The following is a 20,728-nucleotide window of genomic DNA, read 5'->3' as shown; positions in this document are numbered from 1 at the left end:
ATGACTCTCGACATCTCGTCCTCCAGGGCGGGCGGAGTTCCGCCCCTGGACGTCACATACACCGACGATCCCCAGGTCCTCGCACGCGCCGCGGCCGAGGACTACTCCATGCACATCGTGCCCAACTCGTGGCGGACGTCGCGTTCGTCGGTGTCGATGGCCTGGTTCGGCCTGATGAGCGCGATGTTCTTCGTGGTCGTCGGCGCCACCGTCTCGCTCTCCGTCGGAGCCGCCGACGCCCTCATCGGCATCGGACTCTCGGTCGTGGCCTACGGCGCCATCAACTCCGTCGCCGCCAAGTTCGCCAATCAGACCGGAACCAGCGTCTCGCTGTTCTCCCGCGTCGTGTTCGGCCGTGCCGGATCCGCCTTCGCCGCAGCCCTGTTCGGGATCACCATCGCGTATTACGTGGTGGCCGAGGGCGCGATCGTCGCGTCGGCCCTGCACGCCTACTTCGGTGCACTCCCGATCGCGTTCTGGGCGTTGGTGGTCGTCGCCTATCAGGCGCCGCTGGCGTGGCGCGGTGTCGCCACCTGGCTCGACCGGCTCAACGGAGTGCTGTTGCCGCTCTATGTGGTCGGGCTGATCGGTTCGGTGGTGTGGGCGATCGCCGAATACGGTTACAGCAACGACTGGCTCACCTACGAGCCGGAGGCCGCGGCCGATCTCGGGGTGCCCGGGTGGTGGTACGCCTTCGTCATCTACATGGGCGTCTGGGTCGTCACGATGATGGCCTGGGACTACGCGCGATTCGGCCGCCCGCAGGACGCGACCTTCAACGCACGGGTGTCCTTCGGTACGCCGTTCTACGTCGTCACCCTCTTGATCAACGCGGCGGTCGGTATGTTCCTCGCCCAGACCATCACCATCGCCGGACCGCTCTCCGAGGAGTCGGCGATCCTCGGGATCGTCGGCATGATGGGTATCTGGGGTCTGCTGTGGGTCGTCGTCAGCCAGACACGCGTCAACAGCGGCAACTTCTACCTGGCGTCCACCAACTTCCAGAACTTCTTCGCCCGCACGGTCAAGTTCTCGATGCCCCGCACCTTCTGGGTCGGCGTGGTCGCGGTGATCGTCTACCTGATGATGCTGACCAACGTGCTGTCCTGGATCACCACCTCCCTGCAGTACCAGGGCGTCCTCATCGTGGGATGGGTCGCCATCGCGCTGACGCACATCGCCTGGATGCGGCTGCGTCGGATTCCCGCCGACTCCCTGGAGTTCCGCCCGGGACGCGTGCCCGCGGTCAACCCGGCCGGCGTCGGCGCGTGGGCGGGCGCGTCCGTGATCGGCATCGCTCTCGTCTTGTTCGGCGGTACTTTCGGCGCGGTGTGGGCGTCACCCATCGCCTTCGTCGTCGCCGGCGTCATCTACGCCGTGGCGCTGAAGTTCCGGCGCGAGGGCTGGTTCACCATGCAGCGACCCCACGACCCTCGCGATGAGGTCGACGACATGTGGGAGGCACGCATCCGCTGTCACTGCTGCGATGACAGCTACATCGCCTACGAGATGGACCGCGACCCGGCCGCCGGACATGCGCCGATCTGTCTGGCCTGCGCATCCGACGACGTCGAGTTCCAGCGAGCCGCGGATCGTGAGGCTGCTGCGTCGAAGGCCTCGAGGACACGCGCCGCCAGTTGACCGACCGGATCTCCGGACCGGGTTGCCCTCCGTGGCAACCCGGTCCGGATCGGTCGTCAACGTGGTGGATCGATCGTTCGCGGCGGGCGACCCATGTGGCGGGGCGCCCGCTAGCGCCTGTGATCGATCGCGCAGGGGCCGGTCGGCCCACCGGGTTAGGATCACCTCACTACTGCTGATGAAAGAGGTATCGACTCGTGGTCGTGATGAATCGCCGAAGAATGCTGACGTTGAGCCTGACCGCCGCCGCCGCAGGCGTGCTGGCCGGCTGTGACTCCGAGGGTCGCCCGGCAGAGGGTGCACCTGCTGCGGTGACGCCCGAATCCGACGCATTTCCGGTCACGATCGATCACATGTACGGGTCGACCACCATCGAGCGCGCCCCCTCGCGGATCGCGGTCATCGGTATCGGTGATGCCGACGTGCTGCTGGCACTGGGTGTGATGCCGGTGATGGTGCCGGTGTGGAAGGGCTCGACAGACGACGGCATCGGCGAGTGGGCAGAACCCAGGATCACCGGCGACGATCCCGAAGCCCTGGCCAATGCCACTGCAGACTTCAGCGTGTCCGCGGTCGCCGCCGCCCGGCCCGATCTGATCGTCGCCGTGAACAACGCAATCGACGAGCCCACCTATCGGCTGCTGGCATCGATAGCGCCGACGGTGTTGCACGCGGCAGACCACACCGACTGGGTGCTGCCCTGGCAGGAGGTCACCACGAGGATCGGCACGGCCGTCGGACTTCCCGGTGCAGCACGTGAGTTGGTCTCTTCCACCGAGGATCTGGTGGTCAGCCGACGGCGCGACAACCCACAGTTCAGCGGCCGGACCGCGGCGATGGTCGTTCGGTGGGGGGACGGCAACCTCCGCGTCTACAGCCCGGAGGCCGCGCGTACACAGTTGCTGACCGGTCTGGGATTCGGGGCGCCGCCGGCGCTCGCGGGTGCGTTCAACGGCCAGTTGTTCGTCGAGATCTCACTGGAGAACATCCCGATGATCGACAGCGACGTCATCGTGTTCGACAACTGGCCGAACTCGCGCACCGAGATGGAGTCCCTTCAGTTGTTCTCACAGCTGCCCGCGGTGCGTTCCGGCGCGCTGGTCGGACTGGACCCGATCGTGAGTGACGCGGTGTCCATGCCGAATCCGCTGACGATACCTTTCGTGCTCGACGACCTCGTCGAACAACTCAAGACGAAACCTCTCTGACGCCGTCGCGCCGGCCCAGGCGGATGCGCACCGCCTGGGCACGGTACCAACCGATCAGGCCGGCCACGGCCAGCATGATCACAGCGGTCACGGGAGCCCACACGGCCGCCGTCGACAGATCGCGGGCGTCGGCCACGTCGTAGAGCGCACCCACTCCCGCCGACGCGGCGAGACAACCGAGCCCGGCGACGCTGTTGAGCAACCCGAAATATGCGCCGAGATGTCGTTCTGCAGCCAATCTCGCCACCGTGTCGCGCATCGGGGGGACCATCAACATCTGGCCGAGGTGCAGCAGCGCGACCCACGCCGCGAGCGCGGTGTTGCCGACGGCGACATCGTGTGGCGAGATCTCTGCGAACACCGGTGCGAGGAACGACAACCCGATGATCGCCATCCCTCCGATCACTGCTCGGCGATGGCCGATGCGGTGGGCCACGGCAACCATCGGCCGTTGGCAGACGATGACGAGGACGGCCGCCCCGGCGTAGAACCAGCCGAGGCCGGACTCATCGCCGGTCAAGGACTGCAGTTCCACCGGCAGCATGAGGTACACCAGGCTGAATGCGGCCAGCTGTGTGCCGCACAAGACGGCGTAGGTCATGAACACCTTGTCCGACAGCACCGTTCGCCACACCGCGGACAACGCGGGAGAACCGGGACCCCCGTCCAGGTCGGCCGTGGTGCGCACCGTGGCGGGGAACCACCGCCAGAACGCCACCCACAGCGCCGCGAACAAGGCGGCCGCGCAGCCCGTCGTCCATGCGAACGGCACACCCAGCAGCGACGTGCCGATGATCGGCCCGATCACGGTGCCGATACGGCTGCACATCTGCTCGAGGCCGAACAGTTCGGTCCGCCTCATGATGGCGTCGCGTTCGAGCTGCGCACCCACCGCCGCGTTCGCAGCTTCGACGGCAGGCGCGAACAGCGCTGCCGCTACGCCTATCAGGACCACCCCGGCGATGATCCACGGCAGGGTCGTCACGAAGCCGAGCATCGCGAACCCGGCAACTCGCACAGCGATTCCGAGAAGAATGATCGCCCGGGGACCGAACCTGTCCGCCAGGCTGCCGCCGAAGAAGAACAAGCCCTGCTGAGAGGCCATCCGCAGGCCGAGCACCAGGCCCACCACCGCGGCGGAGAAACCCAGGTCGCTGCTCAGACGCACAGCCAGGAACGGGACCACCAGGTAGAAGCCGACATTGAACAGGGTCATCGACGCCAGCATCAAACGGACCGGTCCGGGCAACGCCCGCAGTTGCGACCACCCGCTCGACGGCGTCACCAGTCCCTCACCACATTTCGTCCGCGAGACCGGGCCCGAAGAGTCCCCGGCCGTGCACCCCGAGGGCACCTGGGAAACCTACCAACGCCGCGGACGCACGCGGCGACCAGAGGCTACGAACGGCTGCTCCGACACCTCGAGGACGTTCCCGGCGAGTGGCCCCGGGCTCCGCGCCCCCGCGACGAGGATGGTCAGCCGATCCCGGAATCGCCGAGCACGACCCGATAGACGAACGCCGTCTCGGGCCCGAGTACGAGCCCGACGAGTTCGATGAGCGTCAGCACGAATCCGCGCCCGTGCGCCGGGCCGGTCGTCCCGTCGAGGTGGTGGGCGAGTTCGTGCAGCACCACCAGTTCGCGGAGCGCCCAGCGCCCCTCGGCCGCCGACGGGATGGCGATCTCGGCGGCGAGCGGCGCGCCGTCGGATCTCCGGACCCGGGCGGCGTAATGGGCGGATCGCTGGCCGCGCCGCTCGCGGACCGACACCGGTTGTGACGACCGCTCGAAGCGCGATCGCACCCCTGGCAACGCCAGCACCCTGGTCACGTAGTCGGCGACGGCGTCGACCGATGCGAACCTCGCCTCGGCCGGCAGAGTGATCTCGGTGCCCGCCAGCTGTACCGTCCGCGATGACGAGACGTTGTCGAAGAGCCGGTGCACGAGGTGCTCGGCCTCGTAGAATCTTGCGCGCCCGGTGTCTCGTTCACTCACGGCATCGCCCATGATGAGGACGAGCCCGGCGCCGGGAGTGAAGCGAGCGGCCGAAGCTCACACCGGAGCCGATGGGAGAGTTCATGCGCCGTCCTGATCTCGATGCAGTGCGCGAGCGCGTGATGCGGCTGCCCGGCGCCTCCCTGGTCCTCCGCATCGTCGTCGACATCGCGCGAGGAAACCTCACCGACCGGTCGATGACCCTGGCAGCGCAGGCCTTCACCTCGATCCTCCCGATCGTGATCCTGGTGCTCTCCCTACCGGGCAGCGACGTCGTCGACGACGCACTCACCGGGCTCGGCATCCCGGTCAGCAGCTTCGACACACCCACGATCGACGACCCGACGTCGGCCACGACCTTCGGCGTCCTCGGTGCGCTGATGACCATCGCCGGCGCCACCTCCCTGTCACGTGCCCTCGGCCGAATGTATGTGTCGATCTGGGACGTCGCCAAACTGTCGTGGGGCGGCTTCTGGCGGTGGGTTGTCGTCGTCTTTCTCATCCCCGCGGCGGTGACCGCCCAGGGCCTGTCCACGGGATTGCAGGCCACCTCGCTGTTCGGCATACACGTCGGCGACCGCGGCATCCTCGGGATCGTGCTGATCGTCGCCGTGACCCTCCTGATCTGGTCGGCCACGTTCACCGCGATCCCCAGGCTGCTGGTGTCGTCACAGGTACCGATGAAGTTGCTACTCCTGAACGGACTCGGCACCGGCCTCCTCATCACGGTGCTGCTCGCCGGTACCCGCGTCGCGCTGCCCACACTCGCCGCAGGAACGATCCGCAGCTACGGCACGCTCGGCGTCGTCTTCGTCGCGATCAGCTGGCTGTTCGTCTTCGCACTGATCCTCGTGGTCACCGCCATCGTCGTACACGCCACGGCGACCGACGAGGGTCGCGTCGGCCGGTGGGTGCGGCGGTGGGCGGGCACCCCGGCGCCGTTCGTCCCGCAACCGTCGATGGCCTGGTACGACCGGACCACCCGATCCCCGGGGGCGTCCGCGATCGACGACAGCGCACCCGGCGATCGGCATCGCCTATCCAACCCCTGAGTGCGCCGACGGCGACCGACACTGGCTGAGCAAGTCGAGCCACGTGAGAGGGGCCGGAGTGAAGCGCCATGAGTCATCCCCCAACCGCACCCAAATCGGGTCGCCTCGATCGCGAGCGTCTCGCCGGTGAGCCGGATCGAACTGAGCGGACTGACGATGGAGTTCGGCTCGACCCGCGCACTCGACGCGGTCGACCTCGACATCGCCGACGGAGAATTCATCGTCTTCCTCGGACCAAGTGGTTGTGGCAAGTCGACGCTGCTGCGGCTGATCGCCGGCCTGCTCGAGCCGAGCGCCGGTGCGGTCCGGATCGACGGCCGCGATGTCACCGGCCTGCCACCCCGGGAACGCCGGCTCGCGATGGTCTTCCAGAGCTACGCACTGTATCCGCATCTGACGGTCGCCAGGAACATCGCATTTCCACTGAGGGCACGCCGGATGCGACGCAAGGACATCGCGGAGCGGGTCACTCGTATCGCCGGGACCGTGCAACTGCGTGAACTCCTCGAGCGTCGACCAGCCGATCTGTCCGGTGGTCAGCGCCAGCGCGTCGCACTCGCTCGGGCCATGGTGCAGGAGCCGGGTGCATATCTGATGGACGAACCCCTGTCGAACCTCGATGCGCAGTTGCGTGCGGCCACCAGGACAGAACTCATCGATCTGCACCGCCGGATCGGATCGACGTTCCTCTACGTCACACATGACCAGGTCGAGGCCATGTCGATGGCCACGCGCATCGTTCTGCTCAACCGCGGCGGCATCGAGCAGGTCGGCACTCCCGACGAACTCTACGACCGTCCCGAGACGACCTTCGTCGCAGCATTCCTCGGGGCACCGCCCATGTGTCTGTTCGACGCAACCACCACCGCCCGTGCCGGTGAGATCGTCCTGCGCGCAGAAGGACTCGACATCCCACTCGGCCTGGCCGCACCGCCCGGCTACGCCGATCAGGTGGTCACCGCGGGGATTCGACCCGAGAAGCTGCGATTCGATCCCGCCGGAGCCATCGGCGCACTGGTCCACGCCGTGGAGAACCACGGAAGCGACGAGATCGTCCACCTCCGCGCCGGCACCATCGCCCTGCAGGCGCGAATCGCCCGCCCCGGCCGAATGCGGGAGGGCGACCACGTCCGGGTGACCGTCCCCGTTGACGACGTCCATCTCTTCGACTCCCCCTCGGGGCGCCGGCTGCGCTGGTCGGAGACGCTCGAACCCCTCGACCACCATCTGAGCCTTCAAGGAGCACCGTCATGAGACCCACGAACTTCGTCCGCCGCGCCTGGACCGTCGCGGCCCTCGGCACAGCGGTCCTTGTCGCGCTGTCCGCGTGCGGCATGGGAGCCTCATCCGAGAACAACTCATCCGCGCGCGTCCCTGAACTCGCCCCCGGCCAGCAGGTCACGATCGTCTTCGAGAGCTACAACTACGGCCTCGCCGGCGCATGGACGGACACCTTCAACACACTCATCGCCGACTTCGGCGAAAAGTATCCCAACATCACCGTCAAGGCGCAGAAGCCACAGGGCAACAGCCCCAACCCCGCACGCGACGCCATCTCGAGCGTGCAGAAGCAGTCGGTCGCCGGCAGCCCGCCCGACGTCGCGCAGCTCGGGTTCGGCGACTTCGGTTTCGTCGTCGACCAGCTCGGCGCGCAACCCCTGTCGACCCTCTTCGGTCCCGATGCCATCGAGCAGGCATTCGGCGGCGAGCACCCGTACGCGGAAAGCGTCCGAAACCTCGCGGTGTCCGACGACATCACGTTCGGCATCCCGTTCGTCATGTCGACGCCCGTCTTCTACTACAACGCGGACCTCTTCCGCCGTGCCGGTCTGGATCCGGAGAAGCCGCCCCGCACCTGGGACGAGGTGCGGACGGCTGCGGCGGCGATAGCCGACAGGACCGGCGCGGGCGGCGTCTACATCGACTGTCTGACGAAATCAGCCACCGACTGGTGTTATCAGGCGCTCGTGGGATCGGCAGGAGGACAGGTCATCTCCGATGACCGCAGCACCCTGTCATTCGCCGACCCGGCCGCGGTCGAGGCCACCGGGATGGCACAGCAACTCGTCGAGATCGGGGCCACACCGGCGTACACCCAGCAGCAGGGATACGAGGCGTTCACGCGCGGCGACATGGGCATGATCCTGGAGAGCAGCTCGATGCAGTCGACGTTCCTCAAGGGCGCATCCGGCAAGTGGGAGCTGCGCGCAGCGCCGATGCCCGCCTTCGGAGGGCAACCCACGGTCCCGACGAATTCCGGTGTGGCCCTCTACGCCTTCGCCAAGGACCCCGCCAAGCAGCGCGCTGCCTGGCAGCTGATCCAGTACCTGACCGGCAACGAGGCCTTCACCACGATCGCCAAGGGCATCGGCTACCTACCGTTGCGCACGGGACTGGTCGACGACCCTGCCTATCTCGCCGGCTGGGCCGAACAGAACCGCGACCTACTCGAGCCGAATCTCGAACAGCTGCAACGTCTCGAGCCCTGGGTCTCGATGCCGGGCAACAGCTACAAGCAGATCCAGGGAAATCTGATGACGGCAGTGGAGAAGATCGTCTACCAGGGCGCCGACCCGCACACTGCCCTGAGCGAGGCCCAGCGGTTGTCGACGAGTCTGATGCCGGCGCAATGAGCACACCGGCCTGCACCATCGTGCAACTGACCGACACCCACATCGTGACACCGGGAGAGCTGGTCCGAGGCGTCGTCGACACCGCGGACAACGTGCGCGCCGTGCTCGAGCAGATCGTCGGATCGGGCAGGAACGTCGACGCATTGCTGCTGTCCGGTGATCTGACCGACGACGGCGACATCCGGGCCTACCGGAGGCTGCGCGATCTCGTCGAACCGGCGGCCGCCGCACTCGACGCCGAGATCATCTACGCCATGGGGAATCATGATGTGCGAGAGAGCTTCCGAGCCGGACTGTTCGATGATCGCGGTGATCCCGATCGTCCGCATGACACGGTGCACCTCCTCGGCAGCACTCGCGTCATCACCATGGACAGCACCCGACCGGGCCGTCACGAGGGCTGGCTCCACGACGCCCAGTTGTCATGGCTGCGTTCGGAGCTGGCGCACGCCGCACCGGCCGGTTGCACAGTGCTCGTGCTGCATCATCCACCACTGAGATCGGCCATCCCGCCGATCGACGGATTGCGTCTACAGCATGCCGCCCGACTGGGCGACATCCTCCTAGGGTCGGACGTCAAGATGATCGTGTGCGGACACTCACATCTGACCGGCAGCGGTTCCCTCGCCGGGATACCGGTATGGGTCGGACCCGCGTTGTCCTACCGCCTCGACACCTTCGCCCCCATCGGCAGACACCGCGGCGTCTTCGGATTCGGTTTCAGCCGTATCGATATCGTGGACGGTACCGTCGTCGCAACGGCCGTCGAGGCGACCCCGTCCCAACCGGTGTACGACGTGTCGGAGAGCGAAATACTGGCCAGACTCCGCGATCTCGCCCGCCAGGGGACGTGACGTGTTCGTGCTCGATTCGGAGGTTGCACCCCCAGTACGGGTCGATCCGGCTCCCGCATCGGCGATCACCGAGACCGGCAGACAGCGCCACAGCCGACGCCGGCGGCGACTCGGGCGGTCGGCATTGCCGTATCTGTATCTGTTGCCGGCGATCGCGATGCTCGCGGTCTGGATCTACCACCCGCTGGGCCAGGCCGTCCAGTTGTCATTTCATTCGTGGAATCTGCTGCCCACCAGTGAGATGGTCGGTGTAGGTGGAGCAAACTATCGGCGGCTCGCCGAGATACCGGCGGTCGGTGACTCGCTGCTGCGCACCGGCGAGGTGATACTCGGACTGCTTCCGTTTTCGGTCGTCGTCCCGGTCATGGTCGCTTTCGCGGCCCGAGGGATCACCGGCCGGATACGCACCGTGTACCAGGCCGTCATCTTCGCGCCGTTCCTCGTGGCCCCCGTGGCATCGGCGGCGGCATGGCGCTGGCTCGCGGAACCCGAAGCCGGCGTGATCAACCGCACCCTCGGCCTCGAGGTCAACTGGATCAACGACACCCGCACCGCCCAGCTCGCCATCATCGTGATCACCGGTTGGCACATCATCGGGTTCGCGGTCCTGGTCGTGTCCGCCGGAATCGCCAACGTGAACCCCGATTACGACGAGGCCGCACGCGTCGACGGAGCGACGCGGAGCCAGATCGATCGGTGGATCACTCTGCCGCTGCTGTCCCCGTCCCTGCTTCTGCTCACCCTGCTGACGGTGATACTCAGCGCCCAGTGGACGTTCCCTCTCATCGACACCCTCACGCAGGGCGGCCCGTCCGGCTCGACCACCAATGTCTACTACTTGCTGTGGGAGTACGGTTTCCAGACTTTCGACGCCGGTATGAGCGCGGCGGTCGGCGTGGTCGCCTTCGTCCTGTTCGGACTGCTCGCCGCCGGCTTGATGCGCCTCACCGAGAAAGTGACCTTTCATGACGACCGATGAGCTGCGGGCACCCGACTCCCCTGTTTCCCGGTCCGCCACAGGGGTACGCCCCACCACCGCATCGCCCCGCCTGGCTACGGTTCGAGGCCACCTCACACTGGCTGCCATCGCCTTCACCTGCGGGTTCCCCATCTACTGGATGGTCGCGACGTCGCTACGTCACCCCGACGACCAATACTCGCTGGCCCCGCTGCCATGGCCGTTGTCGATCCAGAACTATGCCGACGCGGCGGCTCAGACCGACGTCATCCGCCTGCTGTTCAACACGTTCGCGGTCGCCACCGGATCCACGGTCGCGCAACTGCTGATCGCGTTACTCGCCGCCTACGCGTTCGCGATGTTCGATTTCCCGTTCAAACGCGTGTTGTATCTGGGATTCGTCGGCACCTGGCTGGTGCCGTTCCAGGTCACCATGCTCCCGAACTACGTCCTTCTCCAACAGCTCGGCCTCCTCAACACGCTCGCGGGCGTGGTGATGCCGACGCTGTGCTCGGCGCTGGCCGTGCTCATGCTGCGCCAGCACATGGACTCGTTTCCCAAGGAACTCGTCGCCGCCGCCGAGATGGACGGCCGTTCATCGTGGTCGATTCTCTGGAGAGTGGTGGTCCCCAACCTGCGGCCCGCACTGGCCGCGTTGGGTCTGTTGCTGTTCATCAACGCCTGGAACGAATACTTCTGGCCGGCGGTGGTCCTACAGCGCACGAGTTCGGTCGTGCAGCTCGGACTGCGCAGTTTCATGACCGCCGAGGGCACCAACTGGGGCGCGATGATGGCGTTGGCCGGGATGACCTGTCTGCCGGTGTTCGTACTGTACCTGGCCCTGCAGCGGCACATCGTGAACGCGTTCGTCCGGTCCGGACTGAAGTAGGGCGACACCCGTGGGAAGAGAGGTGGATTCGGCACGGCGGCCGTCCATCACGGTGCTCCGGACGCGGTGGGCGCCAGAGTCGGTGTCGGGGTCGAGGCAGTCCAGGAAGTTGACGAGCGCGGGACTGGTGTCATCGGCGCGCCACACCGCATAAAGGTCGACGACCGGAACGGGATCGAACAGCTTCACCGCAACCGGATCCGAGCCGGAGACCCCACGTCCGACGACCACTGCGCGCGGCAGCGACGCGAACCCGACCAGGTTCTTCACCGAGACCATGTGCGCGGTGGCACCCGGATCATCCGCGTTCTGTGCGATGGTCATCTCGATCCCGGCGTCGTCCGCGGCGCCGAAGATCGAGTCGTACATCGCCGGTGTCTGGGCTCGCTGGAAGAGCAGACAGCGCTCGGAAGCGAGTTCGGCGAAACGGACACTCGGACGCCCTGCCCACCTGTGCCTGCGGCCGACGATCGCCACGATCGGAATGTTCGCGATGAGCCGCCGCGAACGGAACTCGTGCGTGTGCGGTCGGCCGTACATCAGCGCGAGATCGAGGGTGCCGTCGGACAACCCCGTCAGTTGCGGACCGGTCCGCTTCTCCCACAGCGAGATCGAGATGTCGGGATATGCCTCGCTCATCCTCGCCATGGCACGGGGCAGGACGTGATGATCGGCAGGCAGGTTGTAGCCGACGTTCAGCGAGCCCGAGATACCCTCCGCGGTCGACTTGGCACTGGTCGCCGCCTTCTGCAGCTGTTGCAAGATGAGTCTGGCGTGCTCCTCGAAGGCCACCCCCGCCGATGTCAGCCGCACCTCGTGCGAATTACGTGCCACGAGCTGGACACCCACGGTCCGCTCCAGCTTCTGGAGCTGGGCGCTCAGCGACGGTTGTGTGAGATGGAGCCGCGCCGCAGCCCGACCGAAATGGAGTTCCTCCGCGATCGCGATGAAGGAGACCAGGTGCCTGAATTCCACGGTTTCCCCCGAAGGTCACGTTCACGACGATTCTCTGTCGCCCACGCTAGCGGTGACACCTAATGCCCGGTGAACAGCATGTGAATGCCTGCGGGCGACATCGAGCACCGTTGGTTCAACCCTCCAGCGCGCCTCGGGCGCCGCCGAACTCGCGGTCGGCACCGATTTTCGCCCGGCGTCCCGCATGGTCACCGGCCCGGCGTGCGGCCTCCGAGTATCCGGCGGACGCGCTCGACGGACGCCAGGTGCCGCGGGCGCTCGACTCCGTCCGGTAGAAGTCGGTCACCTCGATCTCCTTGTTGCGCAATGCGACCGCAGTGGAACGGGTCGACTCACCGGAATCGCGTTCGGCGGCGATGGCCTCGTCGCGCGCCGCGTCGCGGGCCTCGGCGAGGCGTTTGCCGATGCGCTCGGCGAACGCCGACTGGAAGTTGAGCCGGGCGGTGATCGGTGACAACGGCTTCTCTTCGACGACGCGGCGGGCACGCCACCCGCTCCCCCGGGTGACGACCCGCGCGAACGTCTCGCCCTTGTAGGCGCCGGACCGCAGGTAGGCGTCACTGGCCGCGACCATCTGCACGATCAGCGACGTGTAGAGGGCTTCGCAGGCGTCGATGTCGGCTTCGTAGCCGTAGGCGAGCACGAAGGTCGAATTGCTCGCGACGTCGACCGTCACGTCGTTGGCGGCGGTGATCGCGACGAAGAGCTGGACGTAGGTGCGCAGGCCGCGTTTACCCGGTTCGCCGATGGCGATCTGGCGACTGACCGGGGTGACCTTCTTACGCGCGGCGGGGTCGTGGGCCCGCGCCACGGCCAGGTCGATCGACGATGCGGTCGCGAGCCGCTGGGCGGCCTGCATGAAGGTCTCGGCCTCGTGCTCGTTGTCGGTGTTCTCCGCCTGACGGAGAAGTGCGGAGATCCGGGTGAGCAGCTTGTCGTCGCGCATATGTTTCAGACTATCCAGCGGCCCGTTCGGTTCCATCCGAGCGCGATTTGCCTCGAGACGACGTCTCGGCGACGCGAAGTGTCAGCGCAACCACGGAGATCAGGACCCCGACCCACAACCCGGCCACTCCCCACTGCCGTTCCGCGAATCCACCGCACACCGCGCCGAGCACGAACACCGGCCACATCCAGAACACCGACAGCCACGCCCACGGCCGATCGGTGCCCAGCGACGCGACCAGTTCGTGCGCGGACTTCACCAGCGTGCCGGTGACGTAGGTCAATCCGCCCTGGACGGTCGACGTGTGCGACAGCGCGGAGTTGATCGCACCGGTCGCCACCGCCACGACGATCATCCCGGCGGTCGGCGATGCGGTGAGCGCGACGACGGTGCCGACGAGGAGCGCGACGGTCACGGCCACGAGAACCCAGACCGGCGAGCGCGCGACCCAGCGACTGATCGCGGCACCGCCCACCGCGCCGCCGAAGAACGCCGCGACGAGTCCGGCGACGAGAGCGATCGTCGACCATCGGCCCGCCGACGTCGACTCACCCAGGATGGTGGAGTTGCCGGACATGAAGGCGACGAAGCTGCCCTTCAGCACGACGAACGCGACGGCGTCGACCAGTCCGGCCACGAACAGCAAGGCCGCGGCGATCGCGACATCCGGGTGTCTGCTGCTCAGGTACCTGTCGAGTCGGGCCGCCATGGGCATGAATCTAACGCCCGCGCGTCCGGTCGGGCTGTTCGACAGCCTCTGGTCAGCTGCCCGGAGCCCACCGCGCGATGTCCTCGTCCCCCACGGGCCGATCCTCGACAGCCCGCTGGGTCATCCGCAGCGGATTCCCGAATGGATCCCGGAACGCGCAGTCGGTGCCGTAGGGCTGGTCTTCGGGGTCCTGGGTGAACTCGACGCCGCGTGCGACGAGGGCCGCGTGGGTGCCACGGCAGTCGTCGGTGGACAGGATCGTCACCGGCATCGCCCCCTGCGTCACGAGGTCGCGGACCTTGTCGGCCGTCTCGCCGGACAGCGCGGGCGGCCCGGGCTTCTCGAGGAGGATGAGCCTGTCGGGCTGTCCGGGCGGCGCGACCGTCAGCCATCGCATGAACCCCATGTCGACGTCAGTGTCGACCGTGAAACCGAGTGTCCCCACGTAGAAGTCGAGCGCAACGTCCTGGTCGAGGACGTAGATGGAGTGGATGCCGATGCCGTTGATCACGGTTCCGACGATACGACCGCCCGTGCGGCCCGCGCTTCTCCGAAATCGCTCACTCCGACGACGTCGGGACATCGGCGACCGCATCGGCCGGCCGGGTCCAGCGGCGCACATGACACCCGGGCACGGGTAGCGGCACCACATTCGTCCGGTAGGTGGTGGGACTGCAGCCGACGACCCGGGTGAACGTCCGGCCGAAGGTGCCGGGACTGTCGTAGCCGACGCTCAGCGCGATCTCGAGCACCGGGCTGTCGGTGGTTCGCAGCAACGCGCAGGCTCGCTCGATGCGCCTGCGCTGCAGGTAGCGGTGCGGCGTCTCGCCGAACACGGCCCGGAACCGGCGGATGAAATGCGACGACGACATCGACGCGATGCGGGCGAGCGTGGCCACGTCGAGATCGTCGGCACAAGCGCGGTCGATGGCGTCGCGCGCGCTCAGCAACCGTCGGTTCTCGGCCTCGCGCGGGGTGAACATGTCACCCAGTGTCGCCGATGTTCGGCGCTGACGGTTGATCAGCGTTTCTCGCAGGCGATCCCGTCCTTGTCGCGATCGCTCTCGCTGTTGGCGTCGTAGAGAGCGTCGTCGACGGTGAACGTCGTGACCGGGGTGCCCGACGTCGAGTCGACGGCACCCGTCTGGCCCACACCATGCGGATGATCGGCGTTGAGTGCTGAGCAGTTGGCGTAATCGGTCGCCGCCGATGCGGGTGCCGCCACCATCAGCGGGGCGACCGTCATCGACGCCGCGGCCAGGAATCCGAGGACCATCTTTCGCGAGCAACGCATCGTGCTTGACCTTCTTCTGTGTGTCCCCCGACACCTCATCGTGACGAGGTGACCTTACGGGGTCACGTTGTCGACAAGCGCGCTCATGGCGAAGATTGGTCCGGCCGACGGACAGGCGGGCTGTTGTCTGACAACGCGTGTTGATACAGTCCGCCCGAGAAACGCACACGACCAGCGGGGGAACAATGATCAGGAACGACGTCGAGTTCGATTCGTCGGGGACGACGTGCCGGGCCTGGTGGTACCGCCCCGACGGCTCCGCCCCCGCACCGGTGATCGTGATGGCACACGGCCTCGGCGGGGTGCGGCAGATGCGGCTCGACGCATTCGCCGAACGGTTCACCGAGGCCGGATACTCCTGTCTGGTCTTCGACTACCGCCACTTCGGGGACAGCGACGGCGAACCGCGCCAGCTCCTGTCCATCCGCCGCCAGCTCGACGACTGGGCCGCGGCGATCGCCTTCGCACGACGCCTCGACGGCGTCGACTCGTCACGAATCGTGTTGTGGGGCACCTCTTTCGGCGAAGGACATGTCCTCGTGGCTGGTCGCCGCGACGGTCGGGTCGCCGCAGTGATCTCCCAGTGCCCGTTCACCAGCGGGATCGCGTCGACCGCCGCGCTGGGTGTGGTGTCCGGCGCGAAGGTGACCGTGCGCGCGCTCGCCGACATCGTCGGGTCGGCATTCGGCCGGCCGCCGGTGACCGTGGGGCTCGCGGGCGAACCGCGAACCGCGGCGCTGATGACGGCCCCGGACGCGGTGTCGGGATATCTGCCGCTCATCCCCGAGGGCCTCGAGCTGCCCAACGAGGTCGCCGCCCGGGTCGGCCTGACGATCCCGTTGCACTCCCCCGGCCGGGCGCTCAAAGACCTCGACTGCCCGACCCTGCTGTGCGTGTGCGACGGGGACACCGTGGCTCCCGCGCGCCCGACGGTCAAATACGCGCGCCGCGCGCCGCGGGCCCGGGTGATCCGGTATCCGGTGGGCCACTTCGACATCTACGTCGGCGACGACTTCGAGCAGGTCGTCGCCGACCAGCTCGAGTTCCTGCGCGCAAGCGTGCCCGTCTAGGTCCTACAACCCGAATCGCGCCTGCATCGCTCGCAGCGTCTCCGCCGACGCCAGCAGTCCCGCGCGTTCCGAGTCCGACAGCGGGACGTCGAGCCGGGTCTGCGCACCGCCTCGGTCGACGACGGTCGGCAACGACAGGCACACACCCTCGAGCCCCTCGATGCCGTCGGCGCGTGTCGACACCGGCAGCACCCGGTGCTCGTTGTTCACGATGGCTTCGACGATCCGCGTCGCGGCGAGCCCGATGGCATAGTTCGTGGCACCCTTGCCCTCGATGATGGTGTAGGCGGCGTGCACGACCTCGTGGTGGATGCGTTCGCGCGCAACGGCATCCAGCGCCGGCCGGCCGGGCAGCGGTGTCCACGACGTCAGCGGCACCCCACCGATCGTCGCCGAACTCCACAGCGGGATCTCGGTGTCGCCGTGCTCGCCGGCGATGTAGGAGTGCACGCTCTGCACCGCCACGCCGCAGTGCTGTGCGAGGAGGAATCGCAACCGCGACGAGTCGAGCACGGTGCCCGAACCGAAGACCTGGCTGGGTGAGAGACCGCTGATCTCCTGAGCGGCGTAGGTGACGATGTCGACCGGATTCGTGACCATCACATAAATGGCGTCAGGGGCCACCTCCAAGACACCCGGGAGGATGGCGCGGGTCAGACCTATTGTCGCCTCGGCCAATTCGAGGCGGGACTGGCCGGGCTTCTGCTTCGCACCCGCGGTGAACACCACGACGTCGGCGTCCGCGCACACCGACACGTCGTCGGATCCGATGATGTCCGCCCGCGGGACGAACTCGAGTCCGTGGGACATGTCGAGCACTTCGGCGGTCACCTTGGCCGCGTTGATGTCGAGGAGCGCGATCGTCCGCGCCACCCCGCGGATGAGGGATGAGTAGGCGATCGCGGTACCCACCGCACCCGCCCCGATGATGGCCAGTTTCGTGTCTCGTGCATTCATCGGTTCACCGTTTCCGCCGTCACGTCGCCAGGTCGTCGCGTCCAGCCTAGGCGGTGTCACCCGGGATGTCCGGGCACGGCGACCGACCCGCGCCGCGCCCGGCTCGGGTGGATGTTGATAGCCTCACGACCGAGAACGGTCGCACCTGCACGCGCGGGTGCCGGGGAACCTGGTGCGAATCCAGGACTGGCGCGCAGCGGTATGGGGGACGGAACCGGCACGAAGCCACTGGGGAGACCCGGGAAGGCGCCGGTTCCGGACGAACCCGAGTCCGAATACCCACCGCTCTCGCTCGAGTCCACCGTGTATCTCGCGCACAGATACCCAGACCGTAAGGCCGTACCCGCCGTGTCCCGTCGTACCGTCGGCACGACCGAGATCGCCACCGCTCCGCCGGTTCGGCGACTCCGTTCGACGCCGCTAGCCGCAGTTCTGCTCGTCCTCACCCTCCTCAGCATCGCCCTGGCCACGGCGTTCGGCGCCGAGACCATTCCCGTCGCCGACGTGTGGCAGACCGTCGTCGGTCGCCTGACCGGTGCGGAACCCGACACCGCGCACGCCGTGATCATCTGGGATCTCCGTCTCCCCAGGTCCGTCCTGGCCGCGCTCGTCGGCGCCGGCCTCGCACTGGCCGGCGCTCTCATGCAGGCCCTGGTCCGCAACCCGCTGGCCGAGCCCTACCTGCTGGGCGTGTCGGCAGGTGCGGCAGTCGGGGCCACCGCCGTCATGACCCTCGGTGTGCTGGCCGGCCTCGGGGTGTGGTCGCTGTCCGGCGGGGCGCTTCTCGGCGCACTCGCGGCCACCGTCACGGTGTACCTGGTCGCCCGCGCGCAGGGCGGGTTGACCGCGCTGCGACTCATCCTCTCCGGCGTCGTGTTGTCGTCGGCCTTCATGGCGCTCTCGTCGCTGCTCGTGTTCACCGCCGCCGATCCGCACGCCGCCGACAACGTGATGTTCTGGATGCTGGGCAGCGTCGCCGGCGCCACGTGGGCGAAGGTGCAGATCGCGGGGGTGGTCGTGCTGGTCACCGTGATGGCGATGCTCGCGATCCATTCGTGGCTCGACGCCTACGCGGCCGGCACGGACACCGCGACGTCACTGGGGGTACCGGTCCGCGCGATGCGCAACGCGCTGTTCGGGATTCAAGGCGTCCTCGTCGGCGTCCTCGTCGCGGTGGCGGGCGGGATCGGTTTCGTCGGGCTCATCGTTCCCCACGCCGCCCGGTTGCTCGTCGGCGCCACCCACCGCGCGATGCTGCCGGTGGCGGTCTGCGGCGGGGCGCTGTTCCTGGTGTGGGTCGACGTCATCTCCCGGGTCGCCGCCGCGCCTCGGGAGATGCCCCTCGGTATCGTGACGGGGCTGATCGGCGCACCGATCTTCCTGTTCCTCATGGGTCGACGCCAGTACGTGTTCGGCGGGGGCTCATGACCGTCGCACCCCGACACCCGTCGATGGCGTTGCGCGCGAACGCACTCGCGTGCCGGCGAGGCGGGCGCGTCATCCTGCGCGCTGTCCACCTCGACGTCCCGGCGGGCACCCGACTGGCGATCGTGGGTCCCAACGGCTCGGGCAAGACCACCCTGCTGCGCACGCTGTGCGGTCTCGAACGCCCGGTCGCCGGCACCATCGACGTGGGCGGCGACGATCTGCACCGCATCCCGTCACGGCAACGCGCGCGGTCGATCGCGGTGGTCGGTCAGGAAGAACAGCCCTCCGCCGAACTGACCGTCGCCGAAGCGGTCGGACTCGGCCGGACCCCGTACCGGTCGGCCTGGTCCACGGGGAGTTCCGACGACTCGACGGTGGTCGCCGACGTGCTGGCGCGGGTCGGCCTCGACGGCTGGGGCACCCGCTCGTGCACCACCCTGTCCGGCGGCGAACGCCATCGCGTCGTGCTCGCCCGTGCACTCGCACAGCAGACCCCGATCCTGGTGCTCGACGAACCCACCAATCACCTGGACGCCGCCTGGCGCCTCCGGCTGATGGACATCCTCGACGAACTCGACGCCACCGTCCTCGCGGCGATGCACGACCTCGACCTCGTGCTACGCCACTTCGATTCCGTCGCAGTGGTTTCCGATGGTGGTGTGGTCGCCCACGGCCGACCTGTCGAGGTCTTGACGCCGGATCTGCTGGCCAACGTCTTCGAGGTGTCCGGGACTGTCGTCACGCACCCGTCGACGGGTCTGCCGCACCTGCTGCTCGACACCCCGTCCTCATCTGTGCCCCGAACCCGCCTGTCCCCCGAGCTCTGACGAAAGTCACCCCGTGAGAGGAAAACCCTTGAGTACACGTACCTTCCGAATCCACCCGACCCTAGGCGTCCTGGTCGCCGCGTTGACCCTGGGCGCTGTCACCGCCTGCGGAGCCGACAGCACCGCCGCGTCGGAAAACACTGTGACCGTGACCAATTGCGGAACCGACGTCGCATTCCCCCAGCCCCTCGATCGACTGTTCGTCAACGACGGCGGCATGATCGCGATCGCACTGGCGGCGGGCGCCCGGGACAGCATGGTGGCGGTCAGTGCGCTCGCCCGCGACAAAGACGTCCTGCGGCTCGAGTACGGACCTCAGGTGGACACGCTCAACGAGGTCGCGGCCGAACGCCCCACTCTCGAGAACATCGTCGCGGCCGAACCCCAGGTGCTCTATGCCGGATACAACTACGGTATGAGCGAATCCCGCGGGATCACGCCGGAGATCCTCGCCTCCCACGGCATCGACGTGTACCAGCTGTCCGAGGCATGCCGGCAGGTGGAAGGCGAGGCCCAGCGCGGCACCATGGACCCGTGGGTCGCGCTCGACACCGATCTGCGCAACATCGGCACCATCACCGGCAACCCGGATCAGGGCGCCGCTGCGGCCGACGAAGTGTCCGATCGCCTCGAAAAGCTCCGCGCCGCTCCGCAACCGGCCGACAAGCCCACGGTCTTCGTCTTCGACAGCGTGTCCGACACCATCTTCTCCTCGGGGTCCTACGGCGGCCCGCAGGGCATTCTCGACGCCGCCGGCGCCCGCAACGCGACGGAGGACATCCAGGACACCTGGACCGCCGTCAGCTGGGAACGCCTCACCACCGCCGACCCCGACGTCATCGTGTTCGTCGACTATCCCGGCCAGTCGGTCGACGAGAAGATCGCCGCGCTCCGGTCGAACCCGGCGAGCCGAAACCTCAAGGCGGTGCGCGAGAACCGATTCGTGAACCTGCCGTACGCGATGTGGGTGTCGAGCCCGCTCAACATCGACGCCGCCGAGATCATGCGCAACGTCCTCGAGAACCACGGTCTCGCACCGGAATCCGGGATCACTCCGACCCTCGACGTCGCGCAACTGGACCTCGGGGGCAACAACTGGCTGGAGTGAGGCCGACGTCGGGCTTGCGGCCCCGTGGACCACGCAGCCTTCGTGGATACGGGCCTCGTCAGCGGCCCTATCATAAGCCACCGACAGATCGCCGTCGCTCAATAGCTTTGCACAACAGAGATTTTGGCGTGGTGGTGCGTCTACTTCGGTGTACACTCGAACCTACATTCGCAGCTACGGTTCT

20 protein-coding genes, 1 pseudogene and 1 riboswitch are annotated in these 20,728 nt (G+C 67.5%); of the genes and pseudogenes, 12 read left to right on the top strand and 9 right to left on the bottom strand.

Annotated elements, in window-relative coordinates:
- Together AMD30_RS21510 and AMD30_RS21505 are read left to right on the top strand one after the other, a co-directional pair.
- A complete protein-coding gene (locus AMD30_RS21510) occupies positions 1 to 1,641 on the top strand; it encodes a purine-cytosine permease family protein (RefSeq protein WP_055477022.1) in 1,641 nt (546 codons plus the stop codon).
- A gap of 221 nt (positions 1,642 to 1,862) precedes the next feature.
- On the top strand, positions 1,863 to 2,849 hold the full coding sequence (locus tag AMD30_RS21505) for an ABC transporter substrate-binding protein (RefSeq protein ID WP_055477021.1): 987 nt from the start codon (positions 1,863 to 1,865) through the stop codon (positions 2,847 to 2,849).
- On the opposite strand, the gene AMD30_RS21500 is transcribed toward AMD30_RS21505, so the two are convergent.
- Together AMD30_RS21500 and AMD30_RS21495 are read right to left on the bottom strand one after the other, a co-directional pair.
- Entirely contained in the window at positions 2,830 to 4,065 is a 1,236-nt protein-coding gene (locus AMD30_RS21500) for an MFS transporter (RefSeq protein ID WP_231632815.1), read from the bottom strand. The genes AMD30_RS21505 and AMD30_RS21500 overlap by 20 nt on opposite strands.
- A gap of 260 nt (positions 4,066 to 4,325) precedes the next feature.
- On the bottom strand, positions 4,326 to 4,844 hold the full coding sequence (locus AMD30_RS21495) for a TIGR04338 family metallohydrolase (protein ID WP_055477032.1): 519 nt from the start codon (positions 4,842 to 4,844) through the stop codon (positions 4,326 to 4,328).
- 83 nt (positions 4,845 to 4,927) lie between these two features.
- On the opposite strand from AMD30_RS21495, the gene AMD30_RS21490 reads away from it, so the two are divergent.
- The 6 genes from AMD30_RS21490 to AMD30_RS21465 all read left to right on the top strand — a co-directional run bounded on the left by AMD30_RS21490 (position 4,928) and on the right by AMD30_RS21465 (position 11,230).
- Complete coding sequence (locus AMD30_RS21490; protein ID WP_055477031.1) at positions 4,928 to 5,896, top strand: YhjD/YihY/BrkB family envelope integrity protein; 969 nt, start codon at positions 4,928 to 4,930, stop codon at positions 5,894 to 5,896.
- A 126-nt stretch (positions 5,897 to 6,022) separates the two neighbouring features.
- Positions 6,023 to 7,150: an ABC transporter ATP-binding protein gene (locus tag AMD30_RS21485; protein ID WP_055477019.1), complete on the top strand. Its 1,128-nt coding sequence runs from the start codon at positions 6,023 to 6,025 to the stop codon at positions 7,148 to 7,150.
- On the top strand, positions 7,147 to 8,529 hold the full coding sequence (locus tag AMD30_RS21480; RefSeq protein WP_010844566.1) for an ABC transporter substrate-binding protein: 1,383 nt from the start codon (positions 7,147 to 7,149) through the stop codon (positions 8,527 to 8,529). Before AMD30_RS21485 ends, AMD30_RS21480 begins: the two co-directional genes overlap by 4 nt.
- On the top strand, positions 8,526 to 9,383 hold the full coding sequence (locus AMD30_RS21475; protein WP_055477018.1) for a metallophosphoesterase: 858 nt from the start codon (positions 8,526 to 8,528) through the stop codon (positions 9,381 to 9,383). Before AMD30_RS21480 ends, AMD30_RS21475 begins: the two co-directional genes overlap by 4 nt.
- Before the next feature lies 1 nt (position 9,384).
- Positions 9,385 to 10,362, top strand: a complete 978-nt coding sequence (locus tag AMD30_RS21470) for a carbohydrate ABC transporter permease (RefSeq protein ID WP_197282827.1) — start codon at positions 9,385 to 9,387, stop codon at positions 10,360 to 10,362.
- A gap of 139 nt (positions 10,363 to 10,501) precedes the next feature.
- Positions 10,502 to 11,230, top strand: a complete 729-nt coding sequence (locus AMD30_RS21465) for a carbohydrate ABC transporter permease (RefSeq protein ID WP_084817341.1) — start codon at positions 10,502 to 10,504, stop codon at positions 11,228 to 11,230.
- Between the two features lie 153 nt (positions 11,231 to 11,383).
- Here the strand turns inward: AMD30_RS21465 and AMD30_RS24780 are convergent.
- The 6 genes and pseudogenes from AMD30_RS24780 to AMD30_RS21440 all read right to left on the bottom strand — a co-directional run.
- Positions 11,384 to 12,205, bottom strand: a pseudogene (locus AMD30_RS24780) (LysR substrate-binding domain-containing protein); the annotation flags it as partial.
- A gap of 115 nt (positions 12,206 to 12,320) precedes the next feature.
- Positions 12,321 to 13,151: a DUF2786 domain-containing protein gene (locus tag AMD30_RS21460; RefSeq protein WP_055477017.1), complete on the bottom strand. Its 831-nt coding sequence runs from the start codon at positions 13,149 to 13,151 to the stop codon at positions 12,321 to 12,323.
- Positions 13,152 to 13,161: 10 nt separating this feature from the next.
- On the bottom strand, positions 13,162 to 13,860 hold the full coding sequence (locus AMD30_RS21455; protein ID WP_231632814.1) for a YoaK family protein: 699 nt from the start codon (positions 13,858 to 13,860) through the stop codon (positions 13,162 to 13,164).
- A gap of 52 nt (positions 13,861 to 13,912) precedes the next feature.
- On the bottom strand, positions 13,913 to 14,371 hold the full coding sequence (locus tag AMD30_RS21450; RefSeq protein WP_010844559.1) for a VOC family protein: 459 nt from the start codon (positions 14,369 to 14,371) through the stop codon (positions 13,913 to 13,915).
- 49 nt (positions 14,372 to 14,420) lie between these two features.
- Positions 14,421 to 14,843 carry a helix-turn-helix domain-containing protein gene (locus AMD30_RS21445; protein WP_010844558.1) on the bottom strand — a complete coding sequence of 141 codons (423 nt, stop codon included), beginning with the start codon at positions 14,841 to 14,843 and terminating at the stop codon, positions 14,421 to 14,423.
- Between the two features lie 38 nt (positions 14,844 to 14,881).
- On the bottom strand, positions 14,882 to 15,154 hold the full coding sequence (locus AMD30_RS21440; protein ID WP_035718198.1) for an excalibur calcium-binding domain-containing protein: 273 nt from the start codon (positions 15,152 to 15,154) through the stop codon (positions 14,882 to 14,884).
- Between the two features lie 185 nt (positions 15,155 to 15,339).
- On the opposite strand from AMD30_RS21440, the gene AMD30_RS21435 reads away from it, so the two are divergent.
- The gene (locus AMD30_RS21435; protein WP_010844556.1) at positions 15,340 to 16,224 is read left to right on the top strand and encodes an alpha/beta hydrolase; all 885 of its coding nucleotides are present in this window, start codon (positions 15,340 to 15,342) and stop codon (positions 16,222 to 16,224) included.
- 3 nt (positions 16,225 to 16,227) lie between these two features.
- Here the strand turns inward: AMD30_RS21435 and AMD30_RS21430 are convergent, their stop codons facing one another.
- Positions 16,228 to 17,181: an L-lactate dehydrogenase gene (locus tag AMD30_RS21430; protein ID WP_010844555.1), complete on the bottom strand. Its 954-nt coding sequence runs from the start codon at positions 17,179 to 17,181 to the stop codon at positions 16,228 to 16,230.
- A gap of 119 nt (positions 17,182 to 17,300) precedes the next feature.
- Positions 17,301 to 17,482: riboswitch (cobalamin riboswitch) on the top strand.
- 47 nt (positions 17,483 to 17,529) lie between these two features.
- Between AMD30_RS21430 and AMD30_RS21425 the strand changes: the two genes are divergently transcribed.
- The 3 genes from AMD30_RS21425 to AMD30_RS21415 all read left to right on the top strand — a co-directional run bounded on the left by AMD30_RS21425 (position 17,530) and on the right by AMD30_RS21415 (position 20,544).
- Entirely contained in the window at positions 17,530 to 18,609 is a 1,080-nt protein-coding gene (locus AMD30_RS21425) for a FecCD family ABC transporter permease (RefSeq protein ID WP_035718205.1), read from the top strand.
- On the top strand, positions 18,606 to 19,436 hold the full coding sequence (locus AMD30_RS21420; RefSeq protein ID WP_055477015.1) for an ABC transporter ATP-binding protein: 831 nt from the start codon (positions 18,606 to 18,608) through the stop codon (positions 19,434 to 19,436). Before AMD30_RS21425 ends, AMD30_RS21420 begins: the two co-directional genes overlap by 4 nt.
- An 82-nt stretch (positions 19,437 to 19,518) precedes the next feature.
- Positions 19,519 to 20,544 carry an ABC transporter substrate-binding protein gene (locus AMD30_RS21415; RefSeq protein ID WP_442902735.1) on the top strand — a complete coding sequence of 342 codons (1,026 nt, stop codon included), beginning with the start codon at positions 19,519 to 19,521 and terminating at the stop codon, positions 20,542 to 20,544.
- Positions 20,545 to 20,728: the final 184 nt, after the last annotated feature.

It is taken from the genome of Gordonia sp. HS-NH1 (assembly GCF_001418765.1).
GTDB lineage: Bacteria > Actinomycetota > Actinomycetes > Mycobacteriales > Mycobacteriaceae > Gordonia.
Note: the sequence above shows the minus strand (reverse complement) of the source record. Positions and strands in the feature narration are given on the sequence as shown.

What these genes read in the sequence shown, in the direction of transcription:
- AMD30_RS21510 (WP_055477022.1), top strand. Translation starts at nt 1, where the DNA reads ATGACTCTCGACATCTCGTCCTCCAGGGCGGGCGGAGTTCCGCCCCTG.
- AMD30_RS21505 (WP_055477021.1), top strand. Translation starts at nt 1,863, where the DNA reads ATGCTGACGTTGAGCCTGACCGCCGCCGCCGCAGGCGTGCTGGCCGGC.
- AMD30_RS21500 (WP_231632815.1), bottom strand. Translation starts at nt 4,065, where the DNA reads ATGACCCTGTTCAATGTCGGCTTCTACCTGGTGGTCCCGTTCCTGGCT.
- AMD30_RS21490 (WP_055477031.1), top strand. Translation starts at nt 4,928, where the DNA reads ATGCGCCGTCCTGATCTCGATGCAGTGCGCGAGCGCGTGATGCGGCTG.
- AMD30_RS21480 (WP_010844566.1), top strand. Translation starts at nt 7,147, where the DNA reads ATGAGACCCACGAACTTCGTCCGCCGCGCCTGGACCGTCGCGGCCCTC.
- AMD30_RS21475 (WP_055477018.1), top strand. Translation starts at nt 8,526, where the DNA reads ATGAGCACACCGGCCTGCACCATCGTGCAACTGACCGACACCCACATC.
- AMD30_RS21465 (WP_084817341.1), top strand. Translation starts at nt 10,502, where the DNA reads ATGGTCGCGACGTCGCTACGTCACCCCGACGACCAATACTCGCTGGCC.
- AMD30_RS21460 (WP_055477017.1), bottom strand. Translation starts at nt 13,151, where the DNA reads ATGCGCGACGACAAGCTGCTCACCCGGATCTCCGCACTTCTCCGTCAG.
- AMD30_RS21455 (WP_231632814.1), bottom strand. Translation starts at nt 13,860, where the DNA reads ATGGCGGCCCGACTCGACAGGTACCTGAGCAGCAGACACCCGGATGTC.
- AMD30_RS21445 (WP_010844558.1), bottom strand. Translation starts at nt 14,843, where the DNA reads ATGTTCACCCCGCGCGAGGCCGAGAACCGACGGTTGCTGAGCGCGCGC.
- AMD30_RS21440 (WP_035718198.1), bottom strand. Translation starts at nt 15,154, where the DNA reads ATGCGTTGCTCGCGAAAGATGGTCCTCGGATTCCTGGCCGCGGCGTCG.
- AMD30_RS21435 (WP_010844556.1), top strand. Translation starts at nt 15,340, where the DNA reads ATGATCAGGAACGACGTCGAGTTCGATTCGTCGGGGACGACGTGCCGG.
- AMD30_RS21430 (WP_010844555.1), bottom strand. Translation starts at nt 17,181, where the DNA reads ATGAATGCACGAGACACGAAACTGGCCATCATCGGGGCGGGTGCGGTG.
- AMD30_RS21420 (WP_055477015.1), top strand. Translation starts at nt 18,606, where the DNA reads ATGACCGTCGCACCCCGACACCCGTCGATGGCGTTGCGCGCGAACGCA.